This window comes from Pseudomonas chlororaphis subsp. chlororaphis (genome assembly GCF_003945765.1).
In the GTDB taxonomy this organism is placed as follows: domain Bacteria; phylum Pseudomonadota; class Gammaproteobacteria; order Pseudomonadales; family Pseudomonadaceae; genus Aquipseudomonas; species Aquipseudomonas chlororaphis.
On the sequence record NZ_CP027712.1, the window covers coordinates 6,424,487 to 6,440,327 of the forward strand.

At 64.4% G+C, this 15,841-nt stretch carries 14 protein-coding genes; 3 read left to right on the forward strand and 11 right to left on the reverse strand.

The window, feature by feature from the left end; all coding sequences use genetic code 11:
• Nucleotides 1-18 precede the first annotated feature (18 nt).
• The 5 genes from C4K27_RS29310 to C4K27_RS29330 form a co-directional block, all read right to left on the reverse strand.
• Entirely contained in the window at nt 19-1,044 is a 1,026-nt protein-coding gene (locus tag C4K27_RS29310) for a putative 2-aminoethylphosphonate ABC transporter substrate-binding protein (RefSeq protein ID WP_053263011.1), read from the reverse strand.
• 49 nt (nt 1,045-1,093) lie between these two features.
• Entirely contained in the window at nt 1,094-2,818 is a 1,725-nt protein-coding gene (locus tag C4K27_RS29315; RefSeq protein ID WP_053263012.1) for a putative 2-aminoethylphosphonate ABC transporter permease subunit, read from the reverse strand.
• Between the two features lies 1 nt (nt 2,819).
• Nucleotides 2,820-3,896 (reverse strand): putative 2-aminoethylphosphonate ABC transporter ATP-binding protein, encoded by a 1,077-nt coding sequence (locus C4K27_RS29320; RefSeq protein ID WP_053263013.1) that lies wholly within the window; start codon nt 3,894-3,896, stop codon nt 2,820-2,822.
• 286 nt (nt 3,897-4,182) lie between these two features.
• Nucleotides 4,183-5,046 (reverse strand): LysR family transcriptional regulator, encoded by an 864-nt coding sequence (locus tag C4K27_RS29325; RefSeq protein WP_053263014.1) that lies wholly within the window; start codon nt 5,044-5,046, stop codon nt 4,183-4,185.
• 16 nt (nt 5,047-5,062) lie between these two features.
• On the reverse strand, nt 5,063-7,432 hold the full coding sequence (locus C4K27_RS29330; protein ID WP_053263015.1) for a heavy metal translocating P-type ATPase: 2,370 nt from the start codon (nt 7,430-7,432) through the stop codon (nt 5,063-5,065).
• 85 nt (nt 7,433-7,517) lie between these two features.
• Between C4K27_RS29330 and cadR the strand changes: the two genes are divergently transcribed.
• On the forward strand, nt 7,518-7,967 hold the full coding sequence (gene cadR, locus C4K27_RS29335; RefSeq protein WP_007930346.1) for a Cd(II)/Pb(II)-responsive transcriptional regulator: 450 nt from the start codon (nt 7,518-7,520) through the stop codon (nt 7,965-7,967).
• Nucleotides 7,968-8,105: 138 nt separating this feature from the next.
• Here the strand turns inward: cadR and C4K27_RS29340 are convergent, their stop codons facing one another.
• The 3 genes from C4K27_RS29340 to C4K27_RS29350 form a co-directional block, all read right to left on the reverse strand.
• On the reverse strand, nt 8,106-9,077 hold the full coding sequence (locus C4K27_RS29340) for a thymidylate synthase (protein WP_053263016.1): 972 nt from the start codon (nt 9,075-9,077) through the stop codon (nt 8,106-8,108).
• Nucleotides 9,078-9,124: 47 nt separating this feature from the next.
• Entirely contained in the window at nt 9,125-9,946 is an 822-nt protein-coding gene (gene lgt / locus C4K27_RS29345; protein ID WP_007927350.1) for a prolipoprotein diacylglyceryl transferase, read from the reverse strand.
• Nucleotides 9,947-10,024: 78 nt separating this feature from the next.
• Nucleotides 10,025-10,807, reverse strand: a complete 783-nt coding sequence (locus tag C4K27_RS29350; RefSeq protein ID WP_053263017.1) for a sulfite exporter TauE/SafE family protein — start codon at nt 10,805-10,807, stop codon at nt 10,025-10,027.
• 123 nt (nt 10,808-10,930) lie between these two features.
• Between C4K27_RS29350 and C4K27_RS29355 the strand changes: the two genes are divergently transcribed.
• On the forward strand, nt 10,931-11,677 hold the full coding sequence (locus tag C4K27_RS29355; protein ID WP_053263018.1) for an NRDE family protein: 747 nt from the start codon (nt 10,931-10,933) through the stop codon (nt 11,675-11,677).
• A gap of 72 nt (nt 11,678-11,749) precedes the next feature.
• On the opposite strand, the gene ptsP is transcribed toward C4K27_RS29355, so the two are convergent.
• Both ptsP and C4K27_RS29365 read right to left on the reverse strand, forming a co-directional pair.
• A complete protein-coding gene (gene ptsP, locus C4K27_RS29360; RefSeq protein WP_053263019.1) occupies nt 11,750-14,029 on the reverse strand; it encodes a phosphoenolpyruvate--protein phosphotransferase in 2,280 nt (759 codons plus the stop codon).
• 22 nt (nt 14,030-14,051) lie between these two features.
• The gene (locus C4K27_RS29365) at nt 14,052-14,531 is read right to left on the reverse strand and encodes an RNA pyrophosphohydrolase (protein ID WP_007927344.1); all 480 of its coding nucleotides are present in this window, start codon (nt 14,529-14,531) and stop codon (nt 14,052-14,054) included.
• Between the two features lie 143 nt (nt 14,532-14,674).
• Between C4K27_RS29365 and C4K27_RS29370 the strand changes: the two genes are divergently transcribed.
• On the forward strand, nt 14,675-15,331 hold the full coding sequence (locus C4K27_RS29370) for a histidinol-phosphatase (RefSeq protein WP_053263020.1): 657 nt from the start codon (nt 14,675-14,677) through the stop codon (nt 15,329-15,331).
• A 50-nt stretch (nt 15,332-15,381) separates the two neighbouring features.
• Here the strand turns inward: C4K27_RS29370 and C4K27_RS29375 are convergent, their stop codons facing one another.
• Nucleotides 15,382-15,810, reverse strand: coding sequence for a DUF2269 family protein (locus C4K27_RS29375; protein ID WP_009046070.1), 429 nt, complete (start codon nt 15,808-15,810; stop codon nt 15,382-15,384).
• Nucleotides 15,811-15,841: the final 31 nt, after the last annotated feature.

Here is a 15,841-nt window from a genome sequence, read left to right on the forward strand (position 1 = left end):
CGCGACAGGGGCTGTCGATTACTGGGCGGCGACCTTCTCGGACTTGCCGTCATAACGCTTGCGCCACTCGGCGAGGATCTGGTCGCGGTTCTTCGAGGCCCAGGCGAAGTCGTTCTTGATCAGGCGCTGCTCGTAGTCGGCCGGCAGTTCGGTCTGCGGCTTGGCGATCCCCGGCTGGGCCAGCACGGCGAAGTTTTCCTTGTACAGCTCCATGGCCGCGGGGCTGGCAGAGAAGTCGGCGAGCTTCTTCGCCGCTTCTTCATGAGGGGTGCCCTTGATCACCGCGGTGGCTTCGATTTCCCAGCCCAGGCCTTCCTTGGGCAGCACGATGTCCAGCGGCGCGCCCTGGCGCTTGAGCTGCACGGCCGGGTATTCGAAGGAGATGCCGATCGGGAATTCGCCGGCCGCCGCCAGCTTGCACGGCTTGGAACCGGAGTGAACGTACTGGCCGATGTTCTGGTGCAGGTCGTCCATGTACTGCCAGCCCTGCTTCTCGCCGAAGGTCTGCAACCAGGCGCTGACGTCGAGGAAGCCGGTGCCGGACGAGGCCGGGTTGGGCATGACGATCTTGCCCTTGTACTCAGGCTTGGTCAGGTCCTGCCAGCTCACCGGCTTGGTCAGGCCCTGTTTTTCGGCTTCGACGGTGTTGAAGCAGATGGTCGCGGCCCAGACGTCCATGCCGACCCAGGCCGGCGGGTTGGCGGCGTCGCGGTAGTTGCCGCCGATCTTGCCCAGATCCTTCGGTGCATAGCTTTGCAGCATGCCCTGCTGATCGAGGATCGCCAGGCTGGAGGCCGCCAGGCCCCACACCGCGTCCGCCTGCGGCCGGGCTTTTTCCGCCAGCAGCTTGGCGGTGATGATCCCGGTGGAGTCACGCACCCATTTGATTTCCACATCCGGGTTGGCGGCTTCGAAGGCTTGCTTGTAGCTCTTGAGCTGTTCGGCTTCGAGGGCGGTATAGACCGTCAGTTCGGTCTTCGCGGCAAAGGCGTTCATGCTGAAGGCAGTGAGGACAGCAGCGGCAACAGCCAGGGGCTTGAACATGGTGCGGTTCCTTTCTGGGGTGGGGGCTTGTAGTAGGGGTTGGGCAGATTCAGTGGCCGGGCGCGGTCCGCCGCCAAGCCTGGGAGCGGCGCAGCAAGCCGTGCGAAGCCCAGGCCAGGAGCAGGGACACGCCCGCCGAGGTCAAGAGGATCAGGGTCGACATGGCGGCCGCGCCGCCGACGTTGCCGGCGTCGTCCATGTTCAGCACCGCCACCGCCGCGAGGATGGTGTCGGGGCTGTAGAGGAAGATCGCCGCCGAGACGGTGGTCATGGCCGAGACGAACAGGTAGCGCAGGATATCCAGCAGCGCCGGCAGGCAGATCGGCACCGTGACCCGCAGGTAGTGGCGATACAGCGGCGCCTTGAGCGACAGCGCCGCGGCCTCGAATTCGGCATCGAGCTGGCGCAGCGCGGTGGTGGCGGTCATCTGCGCGGTAGTCAGGTAGTGGGCTATGGTGCACACCACCAGCAGGGTCATGCTGCCGTAGAATACATGCAGCGGGTTGCCGCTGAGGTTGAAGAAGAAGACGTAACCCAGGCCTAGCACCAGGCCCGGCACCGCCATCGGCACGAAGCTGAGCATGCGCAGCGCCAGGTTGAGGCCGCGCTGGGTGTGGGTCTTCTCCATCAGGTAGGCGCCGGTGAAGATCAGCGCGCTGCCGATCAGCGCCGTGCACAGGGCCATGGTCAGGCTGTTGCGGTAGGCCAGCCAGCCGCCGCCGGCGGTGTCGTTGAACTGGTAGTGATTGAGCGACAGCGAAAGGTTATAGGGCCAGAACTTCACCAGCGACGAGAACACCGCCATGCCGAACACCAGCAGCAGCGCCGCGCAGATCAGCAGGACGATCGCCAGGTAGCAGCCGTCCCGCAGCCGGGAAGGCGCCGGCTGGAACACCTGGGCCCGGCCGCTCATGGAATCGCCATGACGACGGCGCAGCCAGGCATCGACACCGAAGCTGAACAGTGCCGGCAGCAACAGCACCATGCCGATCAAGGCGCCACGGCCGAACTGTTGCTGGCCGACCACCGCCTTGTAGGCTTCCAGCGCCAAGACCTGATAGTCGCCACCAACCACCACCGGAACGCCGAAATCGGTGATGCTCAGGGTGAACACCAGACAGAACGCGGCGAACACCGCCTGCCGGGTGGCCGGCCAGGTGATGCTGCGAAAGGCCTTGGCCGGGCTGGCGCCCATGCTCGACGCGGCATCGAACAGCCGCGCATCGGCCAGGGACAGGGCCGACAGCAGGATCATCAGGGCGTGGGGAAAGGTGTAGATCACCTCGCCGAGAACGATGCCCCAGAAGCCGTAGATATTGTCCGAGAGCAGGCCACGGAGCAGGCCCTGGTTGCCGAACAGATAGACCAGGGCGATCCCCGGCAGCATCGACGGCGCCATCAGCGGCAGCAACGACAGCCCGCGCCAGATCGCCTTACCGGGAATCAGCGTGCGTTGCAGGGCATAGGCGAACAGGTAGGCCAGCGGCACCACGATGGCGGCGACGCTGAGGGAGACTTTCAGGCTGTTGCCCAACAGCCAGTGGAAGTTGGCGCCGGTCACCAGCTCACGGGCGGCGACCAGGCCGCCGCCCTGCCCGGCTTCGCCGCTGAAACCGCGCCAGAAGATCGCCAGCAACGGCAGCAACACCGCCAGGCCCAGCAACACCAGCAGGACCAGCTTGCCGCCGAGCACGAAGAGGCGATCGCCGATTTGCGCACGGGCCGCCTGGCGCGCCCGTTTTGCGGGTAGCGGCAGGGTCAGTTCAACGGCCATCTCAGGCAAACACCTGCAGGCTGCGCGGTGGCAAGGCGACCCAGATGTCCTGGGCACCGAGGCGCGGCATGGCTTCCGGGGCCAGCTCGGCCAGCAGCGGATGGCCGGGCAATTGGTTGAGTTCAAAACTCATGCGGCAGCGGTTGCCGAGGAAGGTGATCTCCCGGACCTTGGCCGGGAACAGGTTTTCCTCGTGCACCGGCGGGTTGACGCTGATCGCCTCCGGGCGGCAGAACAACCGACCCGAGGCGGCCTTGCCGGAGTCGGCCGCCAACCGCACGTTCATCCCGCCGACCTGGGCGTGGCTGTCGCCGCTGCGGCGGAACGGCAGCCAGTTGCCCTGGCCGACGAATTCGGCGACGAACGGGGTGGCCGGACGATCGTAGATTTCCTGCGGCGTGGCGTACTGCTCGACCTTGCCATTGTTCATCACCGCGATACGGTCGGCCATCAACATGGCCTCGTCCTGGTTGTGGGTGACCATCAGGGTGGTGATGCCCAGGCGCCGCTGCAGCTGGCGCAGCTCGGTGCACAGGTGCTCGCGCACCCGGGCATCCAGCGCCGACATCGGTTCATCCAGCAACAATAACGAAGGCGCCGGGGCCAGGGCCCGTGCCAGGGCCACCCGCTGCTGCTGGCCGCCCGACAGCTGGCCGGGGTATTTCTTTTCGCTGCCGGTCAGGCCCACCAGTTCCAGCATTTGCGCCACGCGCTTGCGCACTTCGTCGCGACCGCTGCCGGCCAGGCCATAGGCAATGTTGGCTTCGACGCTGAGGTTGGGGAACAGCGCATAGGACTGGAACAGAATGCCGTAGTCCCGGGCCTGGGGCGCCAGGTGCGAGACGTCGCGGCTGCCCAGGTACAACTCGCCCCGGTCCTGGCGCTCGAGGCCGGCGATGCAGCGCAGCAAGGTAGTCTTGCCGCAGCCCGACGGGCCGAGCAGGCACACCAGCTCGCCGGCCGCCACGTCCAGGGAGACGTTATCCAGCGCGGTGAACGCGCCAAAGCGTTTCTGCATGCCGCGCACTTTCATCGGCGCGCCGGGGTTGCTCAGGGCAGTTGCGATCGGATTGTTCATGGACGGGCCTCATCAAGCAGATGCAGGCCATCCTAGGGCGCGAATGCGTAGTTACTGTGGCAGTGAGGCAAAAGCTGCCGATAGTGGTATTGGCGGATTTGGGTTCAAGAGAACGCAGAGCCTTGTAGCCGCTGCCGAGCCCGCGAGGCTGCGAACGGTTGCGCAGCAACCGCAGGTCCGACAACGCGATCTGGCGAGGTAACTGCAGGGCGCCTTTTGCGGGCGCTGCGCACCCGTTCGCAGCCTCGCTGCGCTCGGCAGCGGCTACGGATGAGGTGTGGGCGGATCAGGCTGGCGCCATTTCCTGCGCCAGCCCGAGGAAGGCCGCCGGCAGGCGCGCGCCCTTGCGCTCCTTGAGGCAGTACAGGTATTCGGCGATCTGCGGCGCGTTCTCGATGGTCAGCACCCGCAGTTGCGGATCGTGGGGGACTTCCTGGCGGGCAATGATGCTGATGCCGATATTGCGCAGCACCGCCTCGCGGATCGACTCGCGGCTGCCGATCTCCAGCAGCGGCCCGAAGCTGACCCGGGCGCCGTCGAGCAGCTCTTCGGTCAGGCGCCGGGTGGTGGAGCCCGGCTCGCGCATCAGCAGGGTATGCCCGACCAGGGCGTTCAAGGGCACGTGATCGAGGGCCGCCAACGGATGATTGCGGTGCACCGCCAGCACCAGCGGGTCGCTGCCGAGCACCCGGCGGATCAAGCGCGAATCTTCCAGTAACTGCGACGACGCGGCGATGTCGACCCGGTACTCCTCCAGCGATTCCAGGACCTGCTGCGAGTTGCCGATTTCCACCGACACTTCCACCTGGGGCAGGCGCTCGCGGAAGGTCTTCACCAGATCGAGGATGTAATACGGCGCCGTGGCGGCAATCCGCAGGGTGCCTTGCAGCTGGCCGCTATTGCGCAGGAAAAACTCGATATCGGCTTCCTGCTGCAACAGCGCCTTGACCATCGGCAACAGCCGGGCACCCTCTTCGCTGACGCTGAGGCGGCGGCCGCCGCGATAGAACAGCTCGACCGCATACTGGCTTTCCAGATGACGGATCTGGGTGGTCACCGTGGGCTGGCTCAGGCCGAGCTTTTTCGCCGCCAGGGTGATGCTGCCCAGGCGGGCCACCAGGTAAAACGCCTTCAGCTCGGCACTCAGCACTGCGTCCTCTCATCGTCTATTTGCGCAACAGGCGCAAACCGTTGAAGACCACCAACAGGCTGACGCCCATGTCGGCGAACACGGCCATCCACATGGTGGCCAACCCGAAGAAGGTTACCCCAAGAAAGATCGCCTTGATGACCAGGGCCAGGGCGATATTTTGTACGAGGATGTTCGAGGTCTGCCGGGACAGCCGGACAAAGGTCGGAATCTTGCGCAGATCGTCGTCCATCAGGGCGACATCGGCGGTCTCGATGGCGGTGTCGGTGCCTGCCGCGGCCATGGCGAAACCGATCTCCGCGCGGGCCAGGGCCGGGGCGTCATTGATGCCGTCGCCGACCATGCCGACCCGGTGCCCTTGGGCGTACAGGTCTTCGATGGCTTGCAGTTTATCGGTGGGCAGCAGGTCGCCGCGGGCCTGATCGATGCCCACCTGGGCGGCGATGGCTTCGGCGGTGTGCGGGTTGTCGCCAGTCAGCATAAGGGTCTTGATGCCCAGTTCGTGCAACTGCTGGATCGCTTCGCGGCTGGACTCCTTGACCGTGTCCGCCACGGCGAACAGGGCCAGGGGGCCGGCGCTGTCGAGCAAAAGCACCACAGTCTTGCCCTGTTTCTCCAGGGCGAACAGCTGCTCTTCCAGCTCCGGCGAGCACAGCCCCAGCTCCTCCACCAGGCGGTGATTGCCCAGGTGGTAGAGCTGGCCGTTGATTTCGCCACGCACACCGCGGCCGGCCAGGGCTTCGAAGTTATCCACAAGGTGCAGGCTCAGTTGTTTATCCACAGCCGCATTGGCGATGGCCAAAGACACCGGGTGGTCGGAACGGGACGCCAGGCTGGCGGCGATGGCCGGGGCGCTATTGTCCGCCAGCGGGTCGAGGGACAGGAAATCGGTCTGCACCGGCTTGCCGTGGGTGATGGTGCCGGTCTTGTCCAGCGCCAGGTAGTCGAGCTTGTAACCGCCCTCCAGGTAGACCCCGCCCTTGATCAGGATGCCTTTGCGCGCCGCCGCGGCCAGGCCGCTGACGATGGTCACCGGGGTGGAAATCACCAGCGCGCACGGGCACGCCACCACCAACAGCACCAGGGCGCGGTAGATCCAGTCGAACCAGGCGGCGCCCATGAACAGCGGTGGAATCACCGCCACGGCCAGGGCAAAGGCAAACACCGCGGGGGTGTAGAGTTTCGAGAAGCTGTCGACGAAGCGCTGGGTCGGCGCGCGCGCGCCCTGGGCTTGTTCCACGGCATGGATGATCCGCGCCAGGGTCGAGTTGTTGGCCGCCGCGGTCACCTTGTATTCCAGCGAGCCGGCCTGGTTGATGGTGCCGGCGAAGACCTTGTCGCCCAGGGTCTTTTCCACCGGCAGGCTTTCGCCGGTGATCGGTGCCTGGTCGATGGTCGAGCTGCCGGCCACCACCTCGCCGTCGAGGCCGATGCGTTCACCCGGACGTACCCGTACCAACGCGCCCAGCTCGATGCTTTTCGCTTCCCGTTCGACCCAACTGCCGTCCGCCTCCTGCACCGTGACCCGTTCCGGGGTCATCTGCATCAGGCCACTGATGGCATTGCGCGCGCGGTCCAGGGACCGGGCCTCGATCAACTCGGCCACGGTGAACAGGAACATCACCATCGCCGCTTCCGGCCATTGGCCGATCAGCACGGCGCCGGTCACGGCGATGCTCATCAAGGCATTGATGTTGAGGTTGCGGTTCTTCAGGGCGATCCAGCCCTTCTTGTAAGTGCCGAGGCCACCACTGAGGATCGATACCAGGGCGATCACCGCCACCACCCAGGTCGGCGCGGCGCTGGTGAAGTGGATCACCTCCGCGGCCAGCGCGCCGACACCGGACAGCGCCAGCGGCCACCAGTGCTTTTTCACCGGCGCCGCGACCGGGGCATCGGACTCGCCGCCCAGGCCGATGGGCTCGGCCTCCATGCCCAGGGACTTGATGGCGGCGATGATCGGGGCGACGTCCTGCAGGTCATGGGTCACGCCCAGCACCCGGTTGATCAGGTTGAACTCCAGTTGCTGCACGCCCGCCAGCTTGCCCAGCTTGTTCTGGATCAGCGTCTGCTCGGTCGGGCAGTCCATGGCCTCGATGCGAAAACTGCTCAGGCGCGCATTGGCGCTCGACGCCGCGCTGAGCACAACCCGCGACGGCGCGGCGGCCGACGAACAGCAGGAATCGCCATGACTGGCAGCCTGGGGCTCGCTCAACTGGACCAGCGACGGCGACGAGCAGCAGGAAGCGCCGTGGCCAGCATGGTCGTGTTTTTTCAGCGGATGCAGTTTTGCGCCATGGCCATGATCATGATCATGATCATGATCGTGGCCAGCATGCTTGGAGTCAGCGCCGGGCTTGCCGTGGGTGTGCAGGGAATCGCTCATAAGGTCGCGTCCGAAAAGGTGCCTGTTGCCAAGTGAACACCCTGTAGCCACTATAGGGTCAAGCACCCTTTCGGAGATTGTCGCGATGAAAATTGGCGAGCTGGCGAAACTGACCGACTGTCAGGTCGAAACCATCCGTTACTACGAGCGCGAAGGCCTGCTGCCGGAGCCGGCCCGCAGCGAGGGCAATTACCGTCTGTATACCCAGGCCCACACCGAACGCCTGACCTTCATCCGCAACTGCCGCAGCCTGGACATGACCCTCGAGGAAATCCGCAGCCTGCTGAACCTGCGCGACAGCCCCCAGGACCAGTGCCAGAACGTGAATGCGCTGATCGACGAACACATCCACCACGTCAAGGCGCGGATCGACGGGCTGCTGGCCTTGCAGACACAGTTGCTCGACCTGCGCCAACGCTGCAGCGAAGGGCCGGACCTGGATCAGTGCGGGATTTTGCAGCGCCTGGAAGTCAGCGGCTCGGTGGCCCCCAGCGAAGCCGAGGACTCTCATGTGGGCCGTAGCCACGGGCATTGAAACCATCACCCCCCTACAGAGAGGCAGATGCCCCGTATCGACCACGTGTAGGCGTGGTCTCCGGGATTGCTAGAAGGCCCTGCGGGCCTTATCGCAGCCTGCGGCAGCGGCTACAGAAGCCGCCGCCGGGTGTATCGATCAGACCGCCATCGGCGCGGTCATCGGCGCGTGGTGCTCGTAGCCTTCCAGCGAGAAGTCGCTCGGTTCGACCTTTTCCAGCCACTCCGGCTGGTACACACCGGTCTTGGCGAACTCCGGTACACGTTCGGAAATCACCAGCTTCGGCATCGGGAACGGCTCGCGCTTGAGCTGTTCGTTGAGCATGTCCAGGTGGTTTTCGTAGACGTGGGCGTCGCCGATGAAATAGGTGAACCAGCGCGGGGTGTAGCCGGTCAGGCGACCGATCAGGCTCAGCAGCGCCGCGCCTTCGGTGAGGTTGAACGGTGTGCCCAGGCCCAGGTCGTTGGAGCGGATGTAGAGGGTCAGGGAAATTTCCCGGGTCTCGACATTCGGGTGGAACTGGTACAGCAGGTGGCACGGCGGCAGGGCCATTTCATCCAGCTGGGCGCAGTTCCAACCGTGGAACAGGATACGACGGCTGCCCGGGTCCTTGATGATGGTGTCCACGCACTGGCGCACTTGGTCGATGGCCTTGTACAGCACCACATAGGCCTGGCCGTTTTCCTCGCCTTCGGCGATCTGCCGGTAGCCCTGGGCCAGGGTCTGCTCGATGGCGGCCGGGTTGCTCAGGGGGATCTGCTTGTACGCCGGCCACTTGCGCCATTGCACGCCGTAGATTTCACCCAGGTCGTCCTCGCCCTGGCGGAAGGGGTTGGCCAGCCACTGGGCGTTTTCGTTGGCGTTCTGGTCCCAGACCTTGCAGCCCAGGGCACGGAATTCGGCGGCGTTGTTCACCCCACGGAGGAAACCGCACATCTCGCCGATGGCCGACTTGAAGGCCATCTTGCGGGTGGTGATCGCCGGGAAACCGTCTTTCAGGTCGTAACGCAGCATCGCGCCGGGGAAGCTGATGGTGTTCACGCCCGTGCGGTTGGCCTGTTTGGTGCCATTCTTGATGACGTGGGCGACCAGATCGAGATATTGCTTCATGTATTACCTGTGTCCTTGAAGGCAGGGCTCGCGCCCTGCGATCCGAATTAGAGCGCGGCGTCTTTCGCCGCCGGTGCCGCTGGAGCGCGGTGATAGGCCAGCCAGATCAGGAACAGGCCGCCAATGATCATCGGCAGGCACAGCACCTGGCCCATGGTCAGCCAGTTCCACGCCAGATAGCCCAGCTGCGCATCCGGGACCCGGACGAACTCGACGATAAAACGGAAAATACCGTAAAACAGGGCGAACATCCCGGAAACCGCCATGGTTGGACGGGGCTTGCGCGAGAACAGCCAGAGGATGAGGAACAGTGCCACGCCTTCCAGGGCGAACTGATACAGCTGCGAAGGGTGGCGCGGCAGCTGGGCCGGGTCGCTGAACGGCGGGAAGATCATCGCCCACGGCAGGTCGGTCGGCTTGCCCCACAGCTCGGCGTTGATGAAGTTGCCGATGCGCCCGGCGCCCAGGCCGATCGGCACCATCGGCGCGACGAAGTCCATCAGCTGGAAGAACGACTTGCCGTTCTTCTTGCCGAACCACAAGGCCGCGAGCATCACCCCGATGAAACCGCCGTGGAACGACATGCCACCTTTCCAGACCTCGAAGATCAGCGTCGGGTTGGCCAGGTAGGCGCTCAGGTCATAGAACAGCACATAGCCCAGGCGCCCGCCGACAATGACCCCCATCGACATCCAGAACACCATGTCGGAGAGCTTCTCCTTGGTCCAGGTTGGGTCGAAGCGGTTCAACCGGCGCGACGCCAGCAGCCAGGCGCCACCGATGCCGATCAGGTACATCAGGCCGTACCAGTGAATTTTCAGCGGGCCGATGGCCAGGGCCACCGGGTCGATCTGCGGGTAAGGCAGCATTGCGACTCCTCGTTAGAGTGAAACTCGATTGCGCCGCGACCATGTCACGCGCGGATTAAGCCAGGATTGCGGAACCTGTCAGAGCAGGAACGTCAGCCCGACCACAAACAGCAGGCCGGCGAACAAGCGCTTCAACAGGCGCGCCGACAGCCGATGGGCCAGGCGTGCGCCGAACCGGGCAAAGACCATGCTGGTCAGGGCGATGCCCAGCAGCGCCGGCAAATACACAAAACCCAGACTATGAGCCGGCAGCAACGGATCATGCCAGCCCAGAATCATGAAACTTATTGCACTGGCCACGGCAATCGGCAAACCACAGGCCGAGGACGTGGCCACCGCCTGCTGCATCGGCACGCTGCGCCAGGTCAGGAACGGCACGGTCAGCGAGCCGCCGCCGATGCCGAAAATCGCCGAGGCCCAGCCGATCACACTGCCGGCCAGGGTCAGCCCGAGCTTGCCGGGAACGTCGCGGCTGGCCTTGGGCCGCAGGTCCAGGGTCATCTGCAGGGCCACCACCAGGGCGAAGACGCCGATGATTTTCTGCAGGTTCGGCCCGGAGATCGCTTCGGCCGTCAGCGCCCCGACTCCGGCGCCGAGCAGGATGCCCAGGGTCATCCAGGCAAAGATCGGCCAGCGCACCGCGCCCCTGCGCTGGTGTTCGCGAACCGCGTTGACCGAGGTAAAAATGATGGTCGCCAGCGACGTGCCAACGGCCAGGTGGGTCAGGATCGACGGATCGAAACCTTGCAGGGTGAAGCTGAACACCAGCACGGGAACGATGATGATGCCGCCACCTACGCCAAACAGACCGGCCAATATGCCCGCGCAGGCCCCCAGCAGCAGATAGAGCAGAAATTCCATGGAGGCATCCCGAAAAGAGAGCGGCATGGTAACGGATGCACGGCCCTTGGCTCCACTGGATGGCGATGGATACCCAGTCGTTCTGTGCGTAAAGTGAGCAAAAAACACAAAAGGGACAACCTGATGTGCTTGATCGTATTCGCCTGGCGGCCGGGCCACGCCCTGCCCCTGATCGTCGCGGCCAACCGTGACGAGTTCTACGCCCGCCCCAGCCTGCCGTTGGCGCAATGGCCCGAAGCCCCCGATATCTACGCCGGACGCGACCTGGAAGCGGGCGGCACCTGGCTCGGCCTGGGCGCCGACGGACGCTTCGCCGCCCTGACCAATATCCGCAATCCCCATCAGCCCCCCGCGCGCCGCTCCAGAGGCGAACTGGTAGCGCGTTTTCTCAGCAGCAAGATGTCGATAGACGACTATTTCAGCGACGTTGTCGGCCGATCACTGGAATATGCCGGCTTCAACCTGCTGGTGGGCACCCCCGATCAGCTCTGGCACTACAACGCCCAGGCCCGTGAGCCGCAGCAACTGGGCAGTGGCGTGTACGGCCTGTCGAACGCCGGGCTCGATACGCCCTGGCCCAAGCTGCTCAAGGCCAAGACAGCATTACAGGAAGTACTGCACGACCCGCAGCCCCAGGCTCTGCTCGCCCTGCTCAGCGATGCGCAGACCGCGCCGTTTGCCGACCTTCCCGATACCGGGGTCGGCCTGGCCACCGAGAGCCTGCTGTCGAGCGTGTTTATCGCCAGCCCCAGCTACGGCACGCGGGCCAGCACAGCGCTGATCGTTCGGGCCGATGGTTCCAGGCACATAGTCGAGCGCAGCTTCGGGCCCTATGGCGGGCATCTGGGGGAAGTGGAGCTGAGGGTTTAGCGGACGCTATCGCGAACAAGCCCGCTCCTGCTGCTGTAGGAGCGGGCTTGTTTGCAATGGAAACAACGGAAATTAAAGGGTCTTGGCCGACGCCGGATTGATCATCCGCGCCAAGCCCAGGTTCTTCAGCGCCAGTTGCAGCGAGCTGTGGATAACTTGCGGGTTGTCGATGGTCATCAGCTCGGCCAGCAGTTCCCTGGCCTTGCTGAGATTGATCTGACGCAGCATCCACTTCACTTTCGGCAGGTTGGTGGCGTTCATCGACAGGCTGTCGAAGCCCATCGCCATCAGCAGCACCGCCGCCGCCGGATCGCCGGCCATCTCGCCGCAGATACTCACCGGCTTGCCTTCGGCATGGGCGTCGCGCACCACAGTCTGCAAGGCTTGCAGCACCGCCGGATGCAGGTAGTCGTAGAGGTCCGCCACCCGTGGGTTGTTACGGTCCACGGCCAGCAGGTACTGGGTCAGGTCGTTGGAGCCGACCGACAGGAAGTCCACCTGGCGCGCCAGTTCCTTGGTCTGGTACACCGCGGCCGGGATCTCGATCATCACCCCGATCGGCGGCATCGGCACGTCGGTGCCTTCGTCGCGCACTTCGCCCCAGGCGCGGTGGATCAGGTGCAACGCTTCTTCCAGCTCATGGGTGCCGGAAATCATCGGCAGGAGGATGCGCAGGTTGTTCAGGCCTTCGCTGGCCTTGAGCATGGCGCGGGTCTGGACGAGGAAAATCTCGGGATGGTCGAGGGTGACGCGAATGCCGCGCCAGCCGAGGAAGGGGTTGTCTTCCTTGATCGGGAAATACGACAGTGACTTGTCGCCGCCAATGTCCAGGCTGCGCATCGTCACCGGTTGCGGGTGGAAGGCCGCGAGTTGCTCGCGATAGATCGCCAGCTGCTCCTTTTCGCTCGGGAAGCGTTGGTTGATCATGAACGGCACTTCGGTGCGGTACAGGCCCACGCCTTCGGCGCCACGCTTCTGCGCCCGCGCCACGTCCGCCAGCAGGCCGGTGTTGACCCACAGCGGCATGCGGTGGCCGTCCAGGGTCACGCATGGCAGGTCGCGCAGAGCATCCAGGCCCTGGGCCAGTTGCCGTTCTTCCTCGACCACATCGGCGAACTGCTTGCGCAGCACGTCGCTGGGGTTGGTGTAGACCTCGCCGTGGTAGCCGTCGACGATCATCTGGATGCCGTCGACTTTCGAGTACGGCAGGTCGACCAGGCCCATCACCGTCGGAATGCCCATGGCCCGGGCCAGGATCGCCACGTGGGAGTTGCCCGAACCCAATACCGAGACCAGGCCGACCAGCTTGCCTTCGGGCACCTCGCCGAGCATGGCCGGCGTCAGTTCTTCGCTGACCAGGATGGTGTTGTCGGGGTAGACCAGGGTCTGCTGGCGCTCTTCCTGCAGGTAGGCCAGCAGGCGCCGGCCCAGGTCCTTGACGTCCGATGCCCGCTCGCGCAGGTAGGCATCGTCCATCAGCTCGAAACGGTTGACGTGATCGGTGACCACCTGGCGCAACGCACCCTGGGCCCATTGGCCGGTCTTGATCACGGTGGTCACTTCGCTGCCCAGAGAGGCATCGTCGAGCATCATCAGGTAGACGTCGAACAGCGCCCGTTCTTCGGGACGCAGCTGGGTGGCGAGTTTTTCCGAGAGGGTGCGCATGTCGGCGCGCACGCCTTCGATGGCGGTCTTGAACAACGCCAGCTCGGCGTCGATGTCGGTAATGCTCTTGTCAGGCACCACGTCCAGGTCGGCCGGCGGCAGCATGACCACCGCGGTACCGACCGCCGCGCCAGGCGAGCCGGGCACGCCGACGAACTTGGCTTCCTGGATGCCCTTGCCCTGGCGGCCCAGGCCACGGATCGAACCGGTGGCTTCGGCGTGGGCGATAACCCCCGCCAGCTGCGCGCTCATGGTCACCAGGAAGGCTTCTTCGCCCTCGTCGAACTGACGACGCTCCTTTTGCTGGATGACCAGGACGCCGACGACCCGGCGGTGGTGAATGATCGGCGCACCGAGGAAGGAGGCATAACGCTCCTCGCCGGTCTCGGCGAAGTAGCGATAACGCGGGTGATCGGCGGCGTTTTCGAGGTTCAGCGGTTCTTCGCGCGTACCGACCAGGCCGACCAGACCTTCGTTGGGTGCCATGCTGACCTTGCCGATCGAGCGCTTGTTCAAGCCCTCGGTGGCCATCAGGACAAAACGGTTGGTCTCCGGATCCAGCAGATAGACCGAGCAGACCTGGCTGCCCATGGCCTCTTTGACGCGCAACACAATAATCCCCAACGCCGCCTTGAGATCCTTGGCGGAGTTAACTTCCTGGACGATCTTGCGCAGCGTATTGAGCATGGCTCGGGGTCGAACTCCGTCGTCAGTCGCGCGCTAGAAGGCGCGGGGCAAGCTCTTTGAGAGCGCGGCGGTAAACCTCGCGCTTGAATGTCACCACCTGGCCCAACGGATACCAATAACTGACCCAGCGCCAGCCATCGAACTCCGGTTTACCGGTCAAATCCATCCGCACCCGCTGCTCGTTGGAGATCAGGCGCAGGAGAAACCATTTCTGTTTCTGGCCGATGCACAGCGGTTGGCTGTGGGTACGGACCAGGCGTTGCGGCAAACGATAGCGCAACCAGCCCCGGGTGCAGGCGAGAATTTGCACATCTTCGCGTTCCAGGCCTACTTCTTCGTTCAACTCGCGGTACAAAGCGTCTTCCGGCGTCTCTTCGGGGTTGATCCCCCCTTGCGGAAACTGCCAGGCATCTTGATTGATACGGCGAGCCCATAGCACCTGGCCGGCATCATTCGTCAGAATGATCCCGACATTGGGGCGGAAACCATCGGGGTCGATCACGGCAACAACCTCGCAAACGCATGTCGCCGCATTGTTCCACAAAGGTTGTGAAAGCAGCAACGAGGCTTCCTACCTTATGTGCACTCTTGTGAAAAGACCGTATTCTGATCGCCTTTTTTCAGACTTATCAGCGAGTAACCGTGATGCGCCTGGCTTTATTCGACTTGGACAACACCCTTCTGGGCGGCGACAGTGACCACGCCTGGGGCGATTACCTGTGCGAACGAGGCTTCCTCGACGCCGTCACCTACAAGGCCCGCAACGACGAGTTCTACCAGGACTACCTGGCCGGCAAGCTCGACAATGCCGCCTACCTGAACTTCTGCCTGGAGGTTCTCGGCCGCACCGAGATGGACGTGCTCGACCAATGGCATCGCGACTACATGCGCGACTGCATCGAGCCGCTGCTGCTGCCCAAGGCCGCGCAACTACTGGCCAAGCACAAGGCCGCCGGCGACAAGCTGGTGATCATCACCGCCACCAACCGCTTCGTCACCGCGCCGATCGCCGAACGCCTGGGCGTGGAAACCCTGATCGCCACCGAGTGCGAGATGCAGGATGGCCGCTACACCGGTCGCAGCACCGACGTCCCGTGCTTTCGCGAAGGCAAGGTCACCCGCCTGACGCGCTGGCTCGAGGAAACCGGCCACAGCCTGGAAGACAGCTACTTCTATAGCGATTCGATGAATGACTTGCCGTTGCTGGATCTGGTGGCGAACCCGATCGCCGTGGACCCGGACCCGAACCTGCGGGCCCTGGCCCTGCAGCGTGGCTGGCCGGTGATCAGCCTGCGCGACTGAGAAAGCTAGCGCGAGCTGGCCCCTATAGGAGCAAGCTCGCGATCAGGCCGTCAAACCGGCTTGGCGCCCATCAACCCGGCAATGGCGAAGAAACACACGAAGCTGAACACCGCCAGCGCCAGGGTGAACTTCGGACTCCCCACACCCGAAGCGATCCGCAGCCGATTGAGCCGCGCCAGCAGCCAGAAACAGCTCAGGGCACCCACGGTGTAGATCAGGCTGGAGGCCAGGATCCAGGTCTGCCCCAGCGACCAGCCCAGCAGATGCACCAGCCACCAGCCGCTGAACGGCAGGCTGGCCAGGCAGATCACCAGTAACAGCCAGACGAACACCAGCGGCCGGCGCAACAGCCGGCTGTAGATGCTTGCGTCACCCTTGCTACGAGCGCGCCAGACCCAGATCGCCAGCCCCAGCGCGCTGCCCAGCAGCAACACGGTGGCCAGGATATGGACGGTTTTGAGGACGGTCAGCGTTTCCATGTCATTAACTCCTTGAGGCCTTGCCCACCAG